The following is a 14,040-nucleotide window of genomic DNA, read 5'->3' as shown; positions in this document are numbered from 1 at the left end:
ATCATAATGCTACGCGTACTTTCCATGCTGCTGCTGGGCAGCGCCCTGGCCCTGTCCGGCTGTGCCTCCAAGGTGGATTATGGTGATGCCCAGGCCCGCGAAACCGTCAACACGGATTTCGGCTCCACCGACCTGCAGATGATCGCCGCCAAGATGGTGGATGACATGATGGTGTTTCCGCCCATCGTGCAGATGACCCAGAACCGTCGTCCGGTGGTATTCGTGGATCGCATCAAGAACAAGACCACCGAGCATGTGGACACCGAGTCCATTACCGACACTATTCAGTCCAAGCTGATCAACTCCGGCAAGTTCCGTTTTGTGGACATGTCCGTGGTCGATCGTGTGCGTCAGCAGCTGGACTACCAGAGCGATTCCGGCCTGGTGGATCCGTCCACTGCCGCCGCCATGGGCCGCCAGATCGGCGCCGAAATGATGATGTACGGTAACTTTTCCTCCATCGTCAAACGCGATGGCAGCACCAAGGACGTGTACTACAAGTTCACCCTCAAGCTGCTCAATATCCAGACCGGCATCATCGAGTGGACCAACGAAAAAGAAATCCGCAAGACTCGCAGCAAGAGCCTGTTCGGGTTGTAAGGACGCTGCACGCCACCGGTGTTCCCGGTGGCGTGCATGCTAACCAGACATGGAGGCCGTTATGACCAAGCACCTGTTCGCTCCGTTGTTTTTCATCCTGTTGCTGTGTGCGTCACTGGCCCAGGCAGCCACGGAAACCATTTCCGTGTCGGCCCGGGGTTACGGCGACAACCCGGAACAGGCCATGACCAATGCCCTGGTGGCGGCGGTGCGACAGGCTGGCGGGGTCAGCGTGGCGGTGGACCCGAACTTCCGCACCAATGTGCTGCAGTGGGTGGTTCGCCAGCAGGGTGATGTCAGCACCTGGATCGGTACCGAGACCTCGGTGCCGGAGCCGCAGCTGCCTACCCTGGGCAATATCAAGAGTTACCAGGTGCAGTCGGTGAAGCAGGTGGAAGACGGCCTGTGGCAGGCCAACGTGCAGGCGGAGGTGCTTCGTCCCAAGACCCTGGGTGCGGACCGCTCGCACCTGCCCGGTATTGCCATTACCACCTTCGACAGCCGCCAGCCCCGCTATGATCTGGGCGATCTGCAGGTGCCGGCCAGCCAGGTGCAGCGTCAGTTGCGCGATGATCTGGTTACCGCCTTTACCCAGTCCGGTCGCTTCCGGGTGCTGGACCGGGCCAACCTGGATGCCATTGATCAGGAGCAGGCGGTGGTGCAGGAAGGCAGTGTGGCGCCGGAAGAGCTGGTCCGTCTGGGACAGCGCAAGGGTGCTGATCTACTGCTGGTAGGCACCATCGAGGACTTCAGCATCGGCGACAGCCAGCGGGAATTCTACGGTGCCAAATTCTCCGGCTACGAACCGCGTATTCGCGTTCGTTATCGGCTGATCGACACCACCACCAGTGAAATTCTGTGGGCAGATCTGTTCGACTGGAACAAGTCGGAAGCCTCCATCCGTGAAGTGGCCCGTCAGCTCAATATCGACGACCGCAACCACCCGGAACGGCTGGCGGATGAGCTTTACCCGGCCATTGCCCGTGCCATGGCCGGTGCCGCCACCGACGTGCTCTACCCGGTGCAGATCATCAAGGTGCAGGGTGACACGGTCTTCCTCAGTCAGGGCCAGGGCCGGCTGGAGCAGGATGCCAGCATGCAGGTCTACCGCCCCGCCGGGGAAATGAAAGACCCGGACACCGGCCTGACCATCAAGCTGGAGGGCAACGCCCTGGCCACCCTGACGGTTACCGACGTGCGCCCGGATTATGGCGTGGCCCGTCTGGAAGGCCCGGCCAGTAGTGCTCTACAGGCGGGAGACCGGGTGCGAACCTCGCACCAGTCCAGCGCCTCGACGGCTCAACCTGCCGGGCAACCGCCCAGCCCGGGCTCGTCGGAAGCGCCGATTCAGTGGTAACGACAAGCCCCCTTCCCGGGGGCTTTTTATTGGCTCAGCCGGAGATAACGTGTCCCGCCCCGACATCTTGCTGGTCTACGACAAGGAATGCCCGGCCTGCCATGCCTACTGCCAGGTGGTGCGGATTCGCGAAAGCGTGGGCGAGCTGCGCATCGTGGATGCCCGGGAAGACAGTGAGGTGATGCGCGAGATTACCGGTGCCGGCATGGATATCGATCAGGGCATGGTGCTGAAGATGGGCGACCAGCTCTATTACGGCGCCGATGCCATCCATGCCCTGGCCCTGATCGGCAGCCGCTCTGGCGTGTTTAACCGCTTCAACTACTGGATGTTCCGTTCCCGGCGCGTGTCGACAGTGCTCTATCCGCTACTGCGTTTCTTTCGCAACCTGCTGCTGAAACTGCTGGGCAAAACGCGAATCAACAACCTCAACCAGCCCGGCCGCGATCGCTTCTGATTGGGGTGTTAGGCTCGCTCTATGATCATGGCTCCGGTTTTTACCACTGTTGGAGCTATGCTTGCATGGCGAACCGTCTTTGACCGGGTTAATCGCTATCTGGCAGGGCGCCTAAATGCTAGCCAGCATTTACGGCAGTCGCCATTTCCTGTTTACGCTTTTTGCTGGCCACCCGCGCCTTGCGCTTCTTCCACCAGATCACCACGCCGGTGATGGACAGCATGGCCACGGCAATACCCATGATCGACACGATGATGCGCCCCGGCATACCGGCGATGCGCCCGGAGTGAAGCGGGAACTGCAGCTGGTTGAAGACGTCGGCGGCGGTGCCCTGCCAGGGGACTTCATCGCCGATCAGTTTGCCGTTCTTGCCGTCGTAGTAGAGGCTTTTCACTTTCATGCCGCCGCTGTCGTGGTCTTCACCCGGATAGTAGAAGCGCACCCCGAAGACGGCGAAATTGTCGCTGTAGAAGGTGTCGCCGATGGGCTCTTGCCAATTGCGGTTGTCCGCTTCGGTGCGGGCCTTGTCAAACAGGGCCGGCCAGCTGACCCGGGGCTCCACCGGGTCATGCAGGGCGGTGGGGGTGCGGGTTTCGAAAGGCCCGGGTGTGGTCTCGGACACCATGGACATGACCGGGTAGAAGACCTCCCGGTACAGGTTCAGGGAGAAAGAGGTAAAGGCCAGAATCAGTAGCAGGCCGAACACCCACAGCCCTACTGCCGTATGCAGGTCAAAATTCAGTTTGTAGGCACCGGCGCCGCGACGAATCATCCAGGCAGGCTTCCAGCGTTGCAGCCAGCTCTTGCCGCCCGCTTTGTGCGTACGACGCTTGCGCGGCAGGGTCAGCGCCATGGCGATAAAGGTATCGAACAGCCAGACCATGGCGGCGGCGCCCATCAGCCAGATACCCCAGCGGTTGATGCCGTTCCACTCCGGCAGATGCAGGGTGAAGTGCAGCTTGTAGAGGAAGGACATCAGGTGTTCCGGGTGCAGGGAAATCTTGCCCCACTGGCGCTTGCCGACGATATCGCCGGTCACCGGGTCCACGAAGGCGTGGTCGTAATCCAGTTCATAACGGCGCCCGGTCTCCGGGTTCACCTTGGCATCTACCCAGATCTCAGCGTTGTGGCCGGGTTCGGCGCCCAGGCTGAAGAAGCTGGCGCGCACCCGGGGGTCGGCTTCTTCCACCCGACGCACCAGTTCCAGCATGGGCAGGGGTTCCCCCTGGCTCTGGCTTTCAAACAGGTGCGGGTTGAGCCACTCGTCCAGTTCGTGGTCCCAGGAAATCAATGCCCCGGTGAGGCCGGCAATAATCAGAAAGCCGGCGATAAAAAGGCCGAACCAGCGATGAAGAACCACCAGAATTGCGCGCATGATGCACCTGTCACGATCAGACTGAGCGCAGCAGTCTAACAGTAATAAAAGTAATTCTCATTACGAAAGTGACTCAGTCCTGTTGCTTGCGACTGCGCCACAGAGGATAGGGAATCCCGGCTACCCGGTTGATGATGAAGGCCTGGGCGACCAACAGGGCCACGGCGCTGATCAGTACCGGCAGTTGCTGCAGTTCGTGCATCAGGCCCAGGGAAACAATCAGTGATGTGGCTCCGGCCGGCGGATGGGCGACCCGGAACAGGATCATCAGCGCGCTGGTAAAGCCCAGTGACAGGCCGGCGGCCACCACCCGTGGCCATTCCACCCCGGTCAGGAAGGCGGCGGGGGCATCGTGCAGCCCGCATACCCACAGGGCGGCCCAACCACAGAGGGCGCCAATCACGTGGCCGCTGAGTACATTGCGCGGTGAGGCCGCTTCCGCCAGGGGCAGGTGGAATAACAAAAAAGCAGTGGCGCCCAGGGACGGAAAGATAAACGACTGCTGGGTGATCAGCGCGACGATGGCGATCAGGGCAATACTCAGCCCGCCGTTGACCAGATTGAACAGCGCCAGCACCAGGCGGGGGTTGAACCGCTGGCTCATCACATCCAGATGCAGTTGCCGCAGCAGGCCGCCGACCAGCTGCTGGCGCAGCCGGTCATTCTGTTCACTCATCTCGTGCACTAATCCGGGGCGAATAAAGAGCGCGCATGGTAAGGCTTTGGTAATGGTTGAGCAATTTTGGTGCACGGCAGGCCGATAGCGCTTTTTAACAACGGCTAATGGGCAAATCCGCTAGCATGAGCGGATCAGAAAAAGGAGATCACCGTGGAAGGCTTTTTCTCTCAGGCGCTGGTTCTGCTGGCGGCTACGCTGTTGTTATTGCCGCTGTTCCAGCGATTGGGTCTGGGCAGCATTCTTGGCTATCTCGCCGCCGGGATTGTAGTGGGGCCTCTTGGGCTGGCGCTGGTCAGCGGCGGCACCGATGTGCTGCACTTCGCCGAGCTGGGGGTGGTGCTGATGCTGTTTCTGGTGGGGCTGGAACTGGCGCCGCAACAGCTGTGGGCGCAACGCCAACGGCTGGTGGGGCTGGGTGCCAGCCAGGTTATTCTCAGTGCCCTGCTGCTGGCCGGTGCCTTCCTGCTGCTGGGTTTCGAGACCAACGTTAGCCTGGCCATCGGCTTTACCCTGGCGCTGTCATCCACGGCTTTTGTGGTGCAGATGCTGGTGGAGAACAACCAGCTGGGCACGCCCCAGGGCCGCTCGGCGTTTTCCATTCTGTTGTTCCAGGACCTGGCGGTGATCCCGATCCTGCTGCTGTTGCCCCTGCTGGCCGGAGCGCAGGCGGGGGATGACAGCCCGCAGTTGCTGGCGGGGCTGGCGGCGCTGGCGGGCATGGTGCTGGCGGGTAAATACGCGCTGAATCCGTGGCTGGGGTGGCTGGCCAAACTGCGCAACCGGGAACTGATGATCGCCAGTGCGTTGATGCTGGTGCTGGGTGCCGCAGCACTGATGGAGCACCTGGGCCTGTCCATGGGCCTGGGGGCCTTTGTGGCCGGGGTGCTGCTGGCCAACTCGCCCTACCGGGAGCAACTGGAAACCGATATCCAGCCCTTCAAGAGCTTGCTGCTGGGCCTGTTCTTCCTGGCCATCGGCATGACCATGGATCTGCGTTTGCTGGTCGACAACCCTGGCGACATTGCGCTCTATCTACTGGTACTGCTGGGCGTGAAGGCGCTGGTGCTGGCGGTGATCAGCCGGGTACGCGGGGTGGAATGGCGCAATACCGCCCTGTTCGGCATCCTGCTCTGCCAGGGTGGTGAATTTGCCTTTGTGCTGTTTACCCAGGCCCAGGCGCTGAATCTGCTCGACAGCACCCTGGTGGGTCAGCTCAATCTGGTGGTGGCCCTGTCCATGGCAGCCACCCCGCTGCTGTTAAAACTGGTGACCCTGCTGTGGCCGGAGCGCCGCACCAGCAGCTCCCGGCCGGATCTGGAAGCGGAAGATATGCCCGACCACCACCCGCGGGTGGTGATTGCCGGGCTGGGCCGTTTCGGCCAGATCACCGCGCGTATTCTGGTGGCACGCAAGATTCCCTTCACCGCGCTGGATTCCGACCCGGACGAAATTGACATGCTGCGCCGCTACGGCAACGAAGTGTACTTCGGCGATGTGACTCGCCTGGACCTGTTGCGCAACGCTGGCCTGGAACACGCCAAAGTCATGGTGCTGGCTGTGGACGACGTGGATGCGTCGCTGAAAGCGGCGGAGCTGGTACGCCACCATTTCCCTGACGTGACTATCGTGGCGCGGGCCCGGGACCGGTTCCACGCCTACAAACTTCATGCGCTGGGGGTGGAGCAGGTGATCCGCGAAACCTTCGAGTCCGCCCTGCTCAGTACCCGGCTGACGTTGATGCAACTGGGCGTGCCGGAATCCACTGCCATCGATCTGGTGCGCAGTTTCCGCGACCTGGACGAAAACCTGCTGCGTGAGCAGGTGGAACACCAGGACGATGGTGAAAAGTTGGTTGAGGCCAACCAGCGTGGGCGTGCGGAACTGCAGTCTCTACTTTCCCAGGATGACGGCAATAGTCGATAACGCTATTGAGAACGGTTATCAAAATCATTATGATCCTTCGTCAGTTTCGGCTCACGGTGTTGTGGGGGCAGCGACCTTTCTGCCTGCGGGGCCGATATGTGTTTGAACTGACTGGGGTCTTCAATGGGAAAGCGAATTCTGATCGGGGCTGTCAATGCTTCGCTGTTAATCCTCTCGCCCAGCCTTCTGGCTGATGAGGCGAATACGTCAGCCCATGAACTGGGTGAAATTTCTGTTGGTGCCTCCGCACCGGGAACGGTGTCCGATGATACCGAGAGCTATGCTCCCAAAAGAGCCGTCTCCAGTGCGACAGGGCTGTCGATGAGCCTGCGGGAAACCCCGCAGTCCGTGTCGGTCACCACGCGTACGGAGATGGATGATTTTGGTCAAAACACCATTAATGATGTGTTGGCCAACACCACCGGTATTACCGTGCAGAAATATGAAACCGACCGGGCTGAATACAATGCCCGCGGTTTTGATATTGATACGTTCAAATATGATGGTGTGGGTTCACCATCGGGCCGGCCCGGCGTGCGAGGTGAGCTGGATACCGCGCTGTTTGAACGCGTGGAAGTGATTCGTGGTGCCAATGGTCTGATGACCGGAGCGGGCGAGCCTTCCGCGGTGGTGAACTTTGTCCGCAAGCGCCCCACCCGTGATAGTCAGGCCTCTGTGGGTTTGACCGGAGGGTCCTGGGATACCTATCGCGCCGATGGCGATGTGTCTGGCAGCCTGACTGATAATGTCCGGGCTCGTGTGGTGACCGCGTACCGGGATGGCAATTCCTATCTGGACCGTTATGAAAAAGAGCGTGGCGTCCTCTATGGTGTTGTCGAAGCGGATTTGACCGAGAACACCTTGTTCACCGTTGGCTATTCTCGTCAGGAAGACAAAGCGGACCAGAATATGTGGGGCTCCTTGCCGCTGTTCTACGCAGATGGCACCCCCACTGACTTTAGCACCTCTACCAGTACCGGGGCGGATTGGGCCTTCTGGGATACGGTCAAGGAAGATGCCTTTGTCGAGCTGGCCCAGCAATTTGATAATGGCTGGGAAGGGAAAGCGGTCTACCAATACCGTAAATGGGAAGGTGACTCGAAGTTGCTTTATCTCTTCGGTAATCCCACCCGTGATCTGGATGGCATGTTTGCCTACCCCAGCAAGTTCCAGAGTTATGAACGCCAGGAAACCGTTGATCTGTCTGCCCGGGGCCCCTATGAGGTCGGTGGCCGTGTGCATGAAATGGTCATCGGCTTTAACCGTGGCAAAGTCCGGCCGAAAGAAATGTCCTTCTTTGCTGATTTCGGCGGTTCGCGCTTTACACCGATTGACTCGGAGCAAGTATTCACCGGGGACTTCCCTGAGCCAGCCTTTGACGGGGAGCAAGAAGGCAGTGACTGGGTCGATCGGTACCTGGGGGGTTATCTGGCCACCCGCCTGAATCTGGCTGATCCGCTGACAGCGGTGCTTGGTGCCCGTTATCAGGACGTGGAAAGCGAGGGCGAAGCCTACGGCGCTTCACGCACCAGCAGTGCATCCGAACTGGTTCCCTATGCCGGTGTGATCCTGGATCTTACTGAACAGCACTCTCTGTATACCAGCTATACCACTATCTTCAATCCGCAAACGGAACTGACGCCGAATGGTGACCGTCTGGATCCGGTTGAGGGTGTGAATATTGAATATGGGCTGAAGAGCGAATGGTTCCAGGGTCGACTGAACACCTCTTTGGTAGCATTTGAAACGGAACAAAAAAATGTGGCTGAGCAAATCCCCAGCAACCAACCACAAGCGGAATTCCGTGGAGAGGACTTCGACAGCGGCGGCTATGAAGCGGAAGTGTCCGGCGAGATTCTGAATGACTGGAATATCACTGCCGGCTATTCCTACCTGGATATCGAGGACGATGATAAAGGGAATGCGCTGAGAACCTACATTCCTGAAGAAACCTTTACAGTGGCTACTACGTATCGCCCGGTCGGACTGAAGAAGCTGAAAGTGGGAATGACCGTTAACTGGCAGAGCCGTGTGACCAACACTAGCGGTGGCAACGAAACGAAACAGGAGAGTTATGCATTGGTTAACCTGATGGCCGGGTATGACTTTACTGACCACTTCAATGCCAAATTGCGGGTTAACAATGTGACCGACGAAAAATATCTGAGCAGTCTGCGTTACTTTGGTCAGAGCTATTACGGCCCACCGACCAACGCAAACCTGAGCCTGAACTATACGTTCTAGCTACTTAATCACTGTAGCAACCGTTTAACGCCGACATCTGTGCAAGCAAGGGTGTCGGCGTTTTTTTATGTCTGAAAGCCCGTGTAGGAGCCATGCTAAGAGGGTTCGCCATGCGAGCATGGCTCCTACAGAGAGCTGCCTTACAGCTTCAGCTTGTTCAGGCCGCGGCTGATGGCCTGACCCAGACCGGCTTTTACCACCGGGCCAAGCAGTGGCAGTTTGCCTTCGAACTCAATTACGTAATGAAGCTGGCTGCCGCCATTGCCGTTTTCGGAAAAGCGCATGGTGCCCTTGTGGTTCTTCAGCGGGCTGCCCTTGCTGATCTTGTATTCGATCAGCTCGTTGGGGACCACCTTGGTGACCGTTTCTTCGAACGGCGGCGCGATCAGGATGCGCATACGGCGGGTGGAGCCCACGCCGTTGGGGCTGTCGATGCCGGGCTTAACCCGCTTGATCTTGGCCGGGGCGAAAATCACTTCCAGGTTCTCGTGGTCACTGAGAAAGTCGAACAGCTTGTCCACGGAAAACGGGAAGGTCTTGGTAATCTCGATACGCTGCATGAAAAGCACTCCGCTAGGGCCCGGCAACGGGCCGGGCAAATCTCACACCGGCCTGGCCGGTAAACAGGATGTCGATTCTGACCGCTGCCCCACAACCTGCAAGGTTAAATCGGGCCATAGGAGAAGCGGCCCTGCCGGGTTTTCTGTAGGAGCGATGCTTGCATGGCGAACAGGTTCTGAATTCTTCGCCATGCAAGCATAGCTCCTACGTAAAAACTAACTCCAGCCTTCGGCCAGCCACCGGGTCACTTCTACTGCCGATACATCCCGGCAAGCACTGGCAAACTGCCCTGCCCACAACGGTGAGCAGTCACCGCTGCCCTGGGCTTCCGCAGCGGCTCGCAACGGGCCAATGGCGTTGCCCGCCAGCGGGAAGGCCGGGGCTGTCTCCGGCATCGTGCCTACTGTTGCCATCAACCGGTTGATTATTCCCCGGGCCGGGCGCCCGGAAAATACCGTGGTCAGAGCCGTATGACGGGCACGGTCACTCTGCAGCCACTGCCGATGCACCCCTTTGGTGGTGGCCTGCGGGCACAGCAGATAGGCCGTGCCTACTTGAACAGCTGAGGCGCCCAACGCGCGGGCGGCCTTGACCCCTGCCGGTGTGGCAATGCCGCCGGCGGCGATCACCGGCAGGGAAATGGCATCGCGAATCTGCGGCAGCAAGCTGACGGTTCCCTGCTGCAGGCTGAGGTCGTCATTGAGGAAATGGCCACGATGGCCGCCGGCTTCCAGCCCCTGGGCAATCACCCCATCGGCGCCGTTGTCTGCCAGCCAGAGGGCTTCTTCCACCGTGGTGGCGCTGGACAACACTTTGGCACCGGTGGCCTTGACCCGGTCCAGCAAGGCGGCCTCCGGCAAGCCGTAATGGAAGCTCACCACCGCCGGGCGAAATCGCTCCAGCACTGTGGCGCAATCCTGGTCGAAGGGCTGGCGGGAAGGGCCATGGGGAATGGCGGCGGCATCCGCTGCGAACTCTTCATAGAACGGCTGCAGGGTTTCCACCCAGCGTTGCTCGCCGAGCGGATCCGGCGTGGGTGGCCTGTGGCAGAAAAAATTCACATTCCAGGGTTTGGCGGTGGCCGCGGACAGTTGCGTCAGTTGTTCTTCCAGCCCCTGGATATTGAGCATCCCCGCCGGCACTGATCCAAGACCGCCGGCCTCACACACCGCCGCAGCCAGGCGCCAGTCCTGGACGCCGGCCATGGGCGCCTGGATCAGCGGTAACGCGGTATCAAAGAGGGGCGTCATAGGGGCTCCGGTTGCCGTCACGAAAAGCACAACGCTAACCGGAAAACGGGTGCGCTGCTACCGCTGTCCGAGGGGTGGAAGTGTGCGAGGTGTTATTGCTGAGCAATACGGGATAAATACTGGCGAACGATCGGAGTGCTATGACTCGTCCACTTCTCGGCGCTCCCTTTCATAGTCTTCGTAGGATTTGCTGGCCCGCTCCATACAGGCATCGTATTCCGACAGCGGCACCTTGTCGCACTGGATGCGATTGTTGAGCTGGATATTGTCATAAACCGCCTTCTGGCTGCAGGCGGTCAGAAATATCGTGGTGATAAAGAGCAGTGTTTTTTTCACGATCGCCTTTCCAGTGATTCCTTGAAAATTCGGTTAATCTTTTCAATATCACGTTTCTGATGGTTCTTGGGGGGAGAGGTCGCTTCCAGGCGAGCAAGTTCAGACTCAATGAATTCATTGATTACCTTCACCTGCGGTCCCATGTCTTTTTCTTCGCTTTTTGCTTTTATATCCAGCAGCTTTGACACTTCATTATCAAGGTGTTGATGTTCCTTGATCATCTCCCTGAGAATATCGAACTCGATTGGGGCAGGTTCTCCTTTTCGCTCCAGCCACATAATGGAAAGCAGGGCTCTCAATACATAGAAGTACTTTTTTAAGGGAACGATATCGGCTTTAAGGTATCCCCTGTAGTTTTTCTTCGCCATGCTCTTGTAGTGATGGATGCCGTTTTCAATAGAGTAAACTTCGGTGAGAATATCTCTGGAAGCCTCGGCAAAAAAACCATCGTCAACGTAGGTGATTGGAGATTTAAGCCATTCAACAAAAGCTGGATTGGATTTCCAGAAAAGTTTCAGGGCTTTACGAATGTCCCATCCGTTTATGTCGATCTCATCGACGATTTTGTACTCAATGACATCTCTCCGGTCTTCGAGATCTACCGAGAGATACCACTCTTTAGGTCTGATATAGATAAACCTGACATCGAAGTCGCTATTGGGAGAGGCAAATCCCCAGGCGCGACTGCCGGATTCGATGGCATAAAGAACACGTACTTGATGCTCTTCTTCTGCTGCCTTGATTCTTCTTAGAACTTCTTTTCTCGTGCTTTCAGGAATCATGGTTACCCTGTGGCTTTTGGCTATCCAAACAGCAGCGTATTTAGTCCGACCCGGTTTTCTTCAATGAAGCCTGCCCACTCACCTCGGCACTGCCAATCCCGCGGGGATCGCTGGCGGCGGTGACCTCATTGCTGTCCTTGCGCCACAGGATCGCCTGCATGTTGCCATAGTCGCGGCCGGTGGAGACCACATGGTGGCCGCGCAGCATCAATTCCTTGGCCGCTTCGCTGCCGACAAACTCCGGCTCCGCCTGCACTTCATCGGGCAGGTACTGGTGGTGGAAGCGCACCCGGTTAACCCAGGCGTCCACCGGCTGGTTGTTGGCCGCTTCCAGCACGCCGAGCATGACCATGGTGATGATACGGCTGCCGCCGGGGGTGCCGAGGATGGCCACGCGGTCGTCGAATTCCACGAAGGTAGGTGTCATGGACGACAGAGGGCGCTTGCCGGGGGCAATGGCGTTGGCCTCGCTACCCACCAGACCATAGGCGTTGGGGACGCCGGGTTTGGCGGAGAAGTCGTCCATTTCGTTGTTAAGCAACACACCGGTGCCCGGGGCCACGAAGCCGCTGCCGAAGGGCAGGTTGATGCTCAGGGTAGCGGCGACCCGGTTACCGGCCTTGTCCAGTACCGACAGGTGGGTGGTGTGGAAGCCCTCTTCCACGGTTAGCGGTTCGCCCAGGGTGTGGCTGGGAGTGGCCTCGTCCGGGTTGATGGTGCTGGCGCGTTGCTCGGCATAATCGCTGCTCAACAGCTTATCCACAGGGATATCCACAAAGTCCGGATCGCCCAGGTAGCGGGCCCGATCCTGGTAGGCCCGGCGCATGGCTTCCACGATCAGGTGGGTATCCGGTTCGCCATCGAACTGACTGAGGATATTGAGGGCCTGGCCCATCACGATGCCGCCGGCGGAGGGCGGTGGTGCAGACACGATACGGGCATTTTTGAAGGTGCTCACGGTAGGTGAGCGCTCAATCACGTCGTAGTTGGCCAGGTCGTCCAGGGTCCAGATACCCCCGGCCTGCTCCACGCCCTCCACCAGTTGTTGGGCCACCTCGCCCTGATAGAAGCCGGCCTTGCCCTTCTCGGCCAGCAGGGTCAGTACCCGCGCCAGATCCGGTTGCTTGATCACATGGCCCGCGGGGGGCACCTTGCCGTTGTGCAGGAAGATGGCGGCGGCTTCGGGGAAGCGGTTGAGCACATCCTCCCGGTAACCGGCCAGTTTGCGGTAATGCGCTTCCACCTCGAAGCCGTCTTTGGCCAGCCGGACTGCAGGGGCCAGGGAGGTCTTCAGGGGCAGCTTGCCGTAGTTGTCCGCCAGGTGCACAAAGGCGGCAGCCTGGCCGGGGATGCCGGCGGCGCTGGGGCCGTTCAGTGCCCAGTCACGCACTACCTTGCCATCGCGATCCTGGTACATGGTGGGGATGGCGGCGTCCGGGGCGGTTTCCCGGGCATCCACGAAGGTCTGCAGACCGTCACTTTCCCGGTGCAGCAACCAGAAACCGCCGCCGCCCATGCCCGCCGAGTAAGGTTCCACCACGGCTAGAGCCGCCGCCACGGCGATGGCCGCATCGTAGGCATTGCCGCCTTTCTCGAGGATCTCCATGCCGGCTTCGGTGGCCAGTGGGTGAGCACTCGCTACCGCGTTCTTGCCCGGCCCGGCGGCCTGGGCGCTGACGGTGATCAGCAGTAGCAAGGAGAGCAAAATGCGCATGGGGTTCCTCCGTGGATGCGGATATTTTCTGTAGGAGCGCCGCTTGAGGCGCGAATCTGTTCGCGGAAGGTTTCCCGGGTACGCTTCGCGCCTCAAGCGGCGCTCCTACAGGGGCTGTCAGCGTTATTGTTATTGAGTGGCTATCCTGACAACGCGATCCAAGGCTACCGCTTCTGAAAAGTCGCTACCCGCGACTGGTTCCGGTTCGCGGGCTTGGCCTGGCTGTCACGCAGGGGCTGACTGGCGTTGTCGGCTGCCTTTAACCTTTCTTCCGTTCCTGGCGTTTCTGCTCCAGCGCTTTCGCGACCAGCGGCGGCACGAAGTTGCTCACATTCCCGTCCAGCAGGGCGATTTCGCGGATCAGGGAGCTGGAGATAAAGGACAGGTGCTCCGCCGGGGTCAGGAACACGGTCTCCAGCTCCGGTGCCAGTTGCCGGTTCATATTGGCGAGCTGGAATTCGTATTCGAAATCACTCACCGCCCGCAGGCCCCGCAGCAGGATGTTGCCTTCCTCTTCCTTGCAGAAGTGGGCCAGCAGTTTGGAGAAGCCGGTGACCCGGACATTGGGCAGATGGGCCAGCACCTGATTGGTCAGCTCGACCCGTTCTTCCAGGGTGAACAGGGGCCCTTTCTTTTCACTGGCGGCAATGCCGACGACCACTTCATCAAACATCTTGGCGGCCCGCTCGACCAGATCCAGATGGCCGTTGGTGATCGGATCGAAGGTGCCTGGGTAGATTACGCGGTTGGTCATGCTTGGCT

13 protein-coding genes are annotated in these 14,040 nt (G+C 59.3%); 5 read left to right on the top strand and 8 right to left on the bottom strand.

What is annotated here, in order from left to right:
- Positions 1-6: 6 nt before the first annotated feature.
- From lpoB to ACMG4N_RS02620, 3 genes are all read left to right on the top strand, one after another.
- Positions 7-600 carry a penicillin-binding protein activator LpoB gene (lpoB, locus tag ACMG4N_RS02630; RefSeq protein WP_035245737.1) on the top strand — a complete coding sequence of 198 codons (594 nt, stop codon included), beginning with the start codon at positions 7-9 and terminating at the stop codon, positions 598-600.
- A gap of 61 nt (positions 601-661) precedes the next feature.
- Positions 662-1,957: a CsgG/HfaB family protein gene (locus ACMG4N_RS02625; RefSeq protein WP_414432850.1), complete on the top strand. Its 1,296-nt coding sequence runs from the start codon at positions 662-664 to the stop codon at positions 1,955-1,957.
- A 49-nt stretch (positions 1,958-2,006) separates the two neighbouring features.
- Complete coding sequence (locus tag ACMG4N_RS02620) at positions 2,007-2,414, top strand: DCC1-like thiol-disulfide oxidoreductase family protein (RefSeq protein WP_414432849.1); 408 nt, start codon at positions 2,007-2,009, stop codon at positions 2,412-2,414.
- A 118-nt stretch (positions 2,415-2,532) separates the two neighbouring features.
- Here ACMG4N_RS02620 and ACMG4N_RS02615 read toward each other — a convergent pair whose 3' ends face one another.
- Both ACMG4N_RS02615 and ACMG4N_RS02610 read right to left on the bottom strand, forming a co-directional pair.
- Entirely contained in the window at positions 2,533-3,789 is a 1,257-nt protein-coding gene (locus tag ACMG4N_RS02615; RefSeq protein ID WP_414432848.1) for a PepSY-associated TM helix domain-containing protein, read from the bottom strand.
- A 73-nt stretch (positions 3,790-3,862) separates the two neighbouring features.
- A complete protein-coding gene (locus ACMG4N_RS02610) occupies positions 3,863-4,465 on the bottom strand; it encodes an HPP family protein (RefSeq protein ID WP_035245749.1) in 603 nt (200 codons plus the stop codon).
- A 153-nt stretch (positions 4,466-4,618) separates the two neighbouring features.
- On the opposite strand from ACMG4N_RS02610, the gene ACMG4N_RS02605 reads away from it, so the two are divergent.
- On the top strand, positions 4,619-6,391 hold the full coding sequence (locus ACMG4N_RS02605) for a monovalent cation:proton antiporter-2 (CPA2) family protein (protein WP_414432847.1): 1,773 nt from the start codon (positions 4,619-4,621) through the stop codon (positions 6,389-6,391).
- 123 nt (positions 6,392-6,514) lie between these two features.
- Complete coding sequence (locus ACMG4N_RS02600) at positions 6,515-8,635, top strand: TonB-dependent siderophore receptor (RefSeq protein ID WP_414432846.1); 2,121 nt, start codon at positions 6,515-6,517, stop codon at positions 8,633-8,635.
- A 140-nt stretch (positions 8,636-8,775) separates the two neighbouring features.
- Here the strand turns inward: ACMG4N_RS02600 and ACMG4N_RS02595 are convergent, their stop codons facing one another.
- From ACMG4N_RS02595 to coaD, 6 genes are all read right to left on the bottom strand, one after another.
- On the bottom strand, positions 8,776-9,195 hold the full coding sequence (locus ACMG4N_RS02595) for an SRPBCC family protein (RefSeq protein WP_052042504.1): 420 nt from the start codon (positions 9,193-9,195) through the stop codon (positions 8,776-8,778).
- A gap of 216 nt (positions 9,196-9,411) precedes the next feature.
- Positions 9,412-10,446, bottom strand: coding sequence for an NAD(P)H-dependent flavin oxidoreductase (locus ACMG4N_RS02590; RefSeq protein WP_414432845.1), 1,035 nt, complete (start codon positions 10,444-10,446; stop codon positions 9,412-9,414).
- 138 nt (positions 10,447-10,584) lie between these two features.
- Positions 10,585-10,782: a hypothetical protein gene (locus ACMG4N_RS02585; protein WP_303759499.1), complete on the bottom strand. Its 198-nt coding sequence runs from the start codon at positions 10,780-10,782 to the stop codon at positions 10,585-10,587.
- Positions 10,779-11,564, bottom strand: a complete 786-nt coding sequence (locus ACMG4N_RS02580; protein WP_414432844.1) for a DNA polymerase beta superfamily protein — start codon at positions 11,562-11,564, stop codon at positions 10,779-10,781. The genes ACMG4N_RS02585 and ACMG4N_RS02580 overlap by 4 nt, the downstream gene beginning before the upstream one ends.
- A 40-nt stretch (positions 11,565-11,604) precedes the next feature.
- On the bottom strand, positions 11,605-13,278 hold the full coding sequence (ggt, locus tag ACMG4N_RS02575) for a gamma-glutamyltransferase (protein ID WP_414432843.1): 1,674 nt from the start codon (positions 13,276-13,278) through the stop codon (positions 11,605-11,607).
- A gap of 259 nt (positions 13,279-13,537) precedes the next feature.
- Positions 13,538-14,032 carry a pantetheine-phosphate adenylyltransferase gene (coaD, locus tag ACMG4N_RS02570; protein WP_297767557.1) on the bottom strand — a complete coding sequence of 165 codons (495 nt, stop codon included), beginning with the start codon at positions 14,030-14,032 and terminating at the stop codon, positions 13,538-13,540.
- Between the last annotated feature and the right edge of the window lie 8 nt (positions 14,033-14,040).

The sequence above is a fragment of the Alcanivorax sp. IL2 genome, from assembly GCF_047495475.1.
Taxonomy (GTDB): Bacteria; Pseudomonadota; Gammaproteobacteria; order Pseudomonadales; family Alcanivoracaceae; genus Alcanivorax.
This window is presented reverse-complemented; position numbering and strand designations above follow the sequence as displayed.

Excerpts from the sequence above, each read along its gene's own strand:
- ACMG4N_RS02625 (WP_414432850.1), top strand. The coding sequence starts at position 662 with ATGACCAAGCACCTGTTCGCTCCGTTGTTTTTCATCCTGTTGCTGTGT.
- ACMG4N_RS02610 (WP_035245749.1), bottom strand. The coding sequence starts at position 4,465 with ATGAGTGAACAGAATGACCGGCTGCGCCAGCAGCTGGTCGGCGGCCTG.
- ACMG4N_RS02590 (WP_414432845.1), bottom strand. The coding sequence starts at position 10,446 with ATGACGCCCCTCTTTGATACCGCGTTACCGCTGATCCAGGCGCCCATG.
- ggt (WP_414432843.1), bottom strand. The coding sequence starts at position 13,278 with ATGCGCATTTTGCTCTCCTTGCTACTGCTGATCACCGTCAGCGCCCAG.
- lpoB (WP_035245737.1), top strand. The coding sequence starts at position 7 with ATGCTACGCGTACTTTCCATGCTGCTGCTGGGCAGCGCCCTGGCCCTG.
- coaD (WP_297767557.1), bottom strand. The coding sequence starts at position 14,032 with ATGACCAACCGCGTAATCTACCCAGGCACCTTCGATCCGATCACCAAC.
- ACMG4N_RS02600 (WP_414432846.1), top strand. The coding sequence starts at position 6,515 with ATGGGAAAGCGAATTCTGATCGGGGCTGTCAATGCTTCGCTGTTAATC.
- ACMG4N_RS02580 (WP_414432844.1), bottom strand. The coding sequence starts at position 11,564 with ATGATTCCTGAAAGCACGAGAAAAGAAGTTCTAAGAAGAATCAAGGCA.
- ACMG4N_RS02595 (WP_052042504.1), bottom strand. The coding sequence starts at position 9,195 with ATGCAGCGTATCGAGATTACCAAGACCTTCCCGTTTTCCGTGGACAAG.
- ACMG4N_RS02615 (WP_414432848.1), bottom strand. The coding sequence starts at position 3,789 with ATGCGCGCAATTCTGGTGGTTCTTCATCGCTGGTTCGGCCTTTTTATC.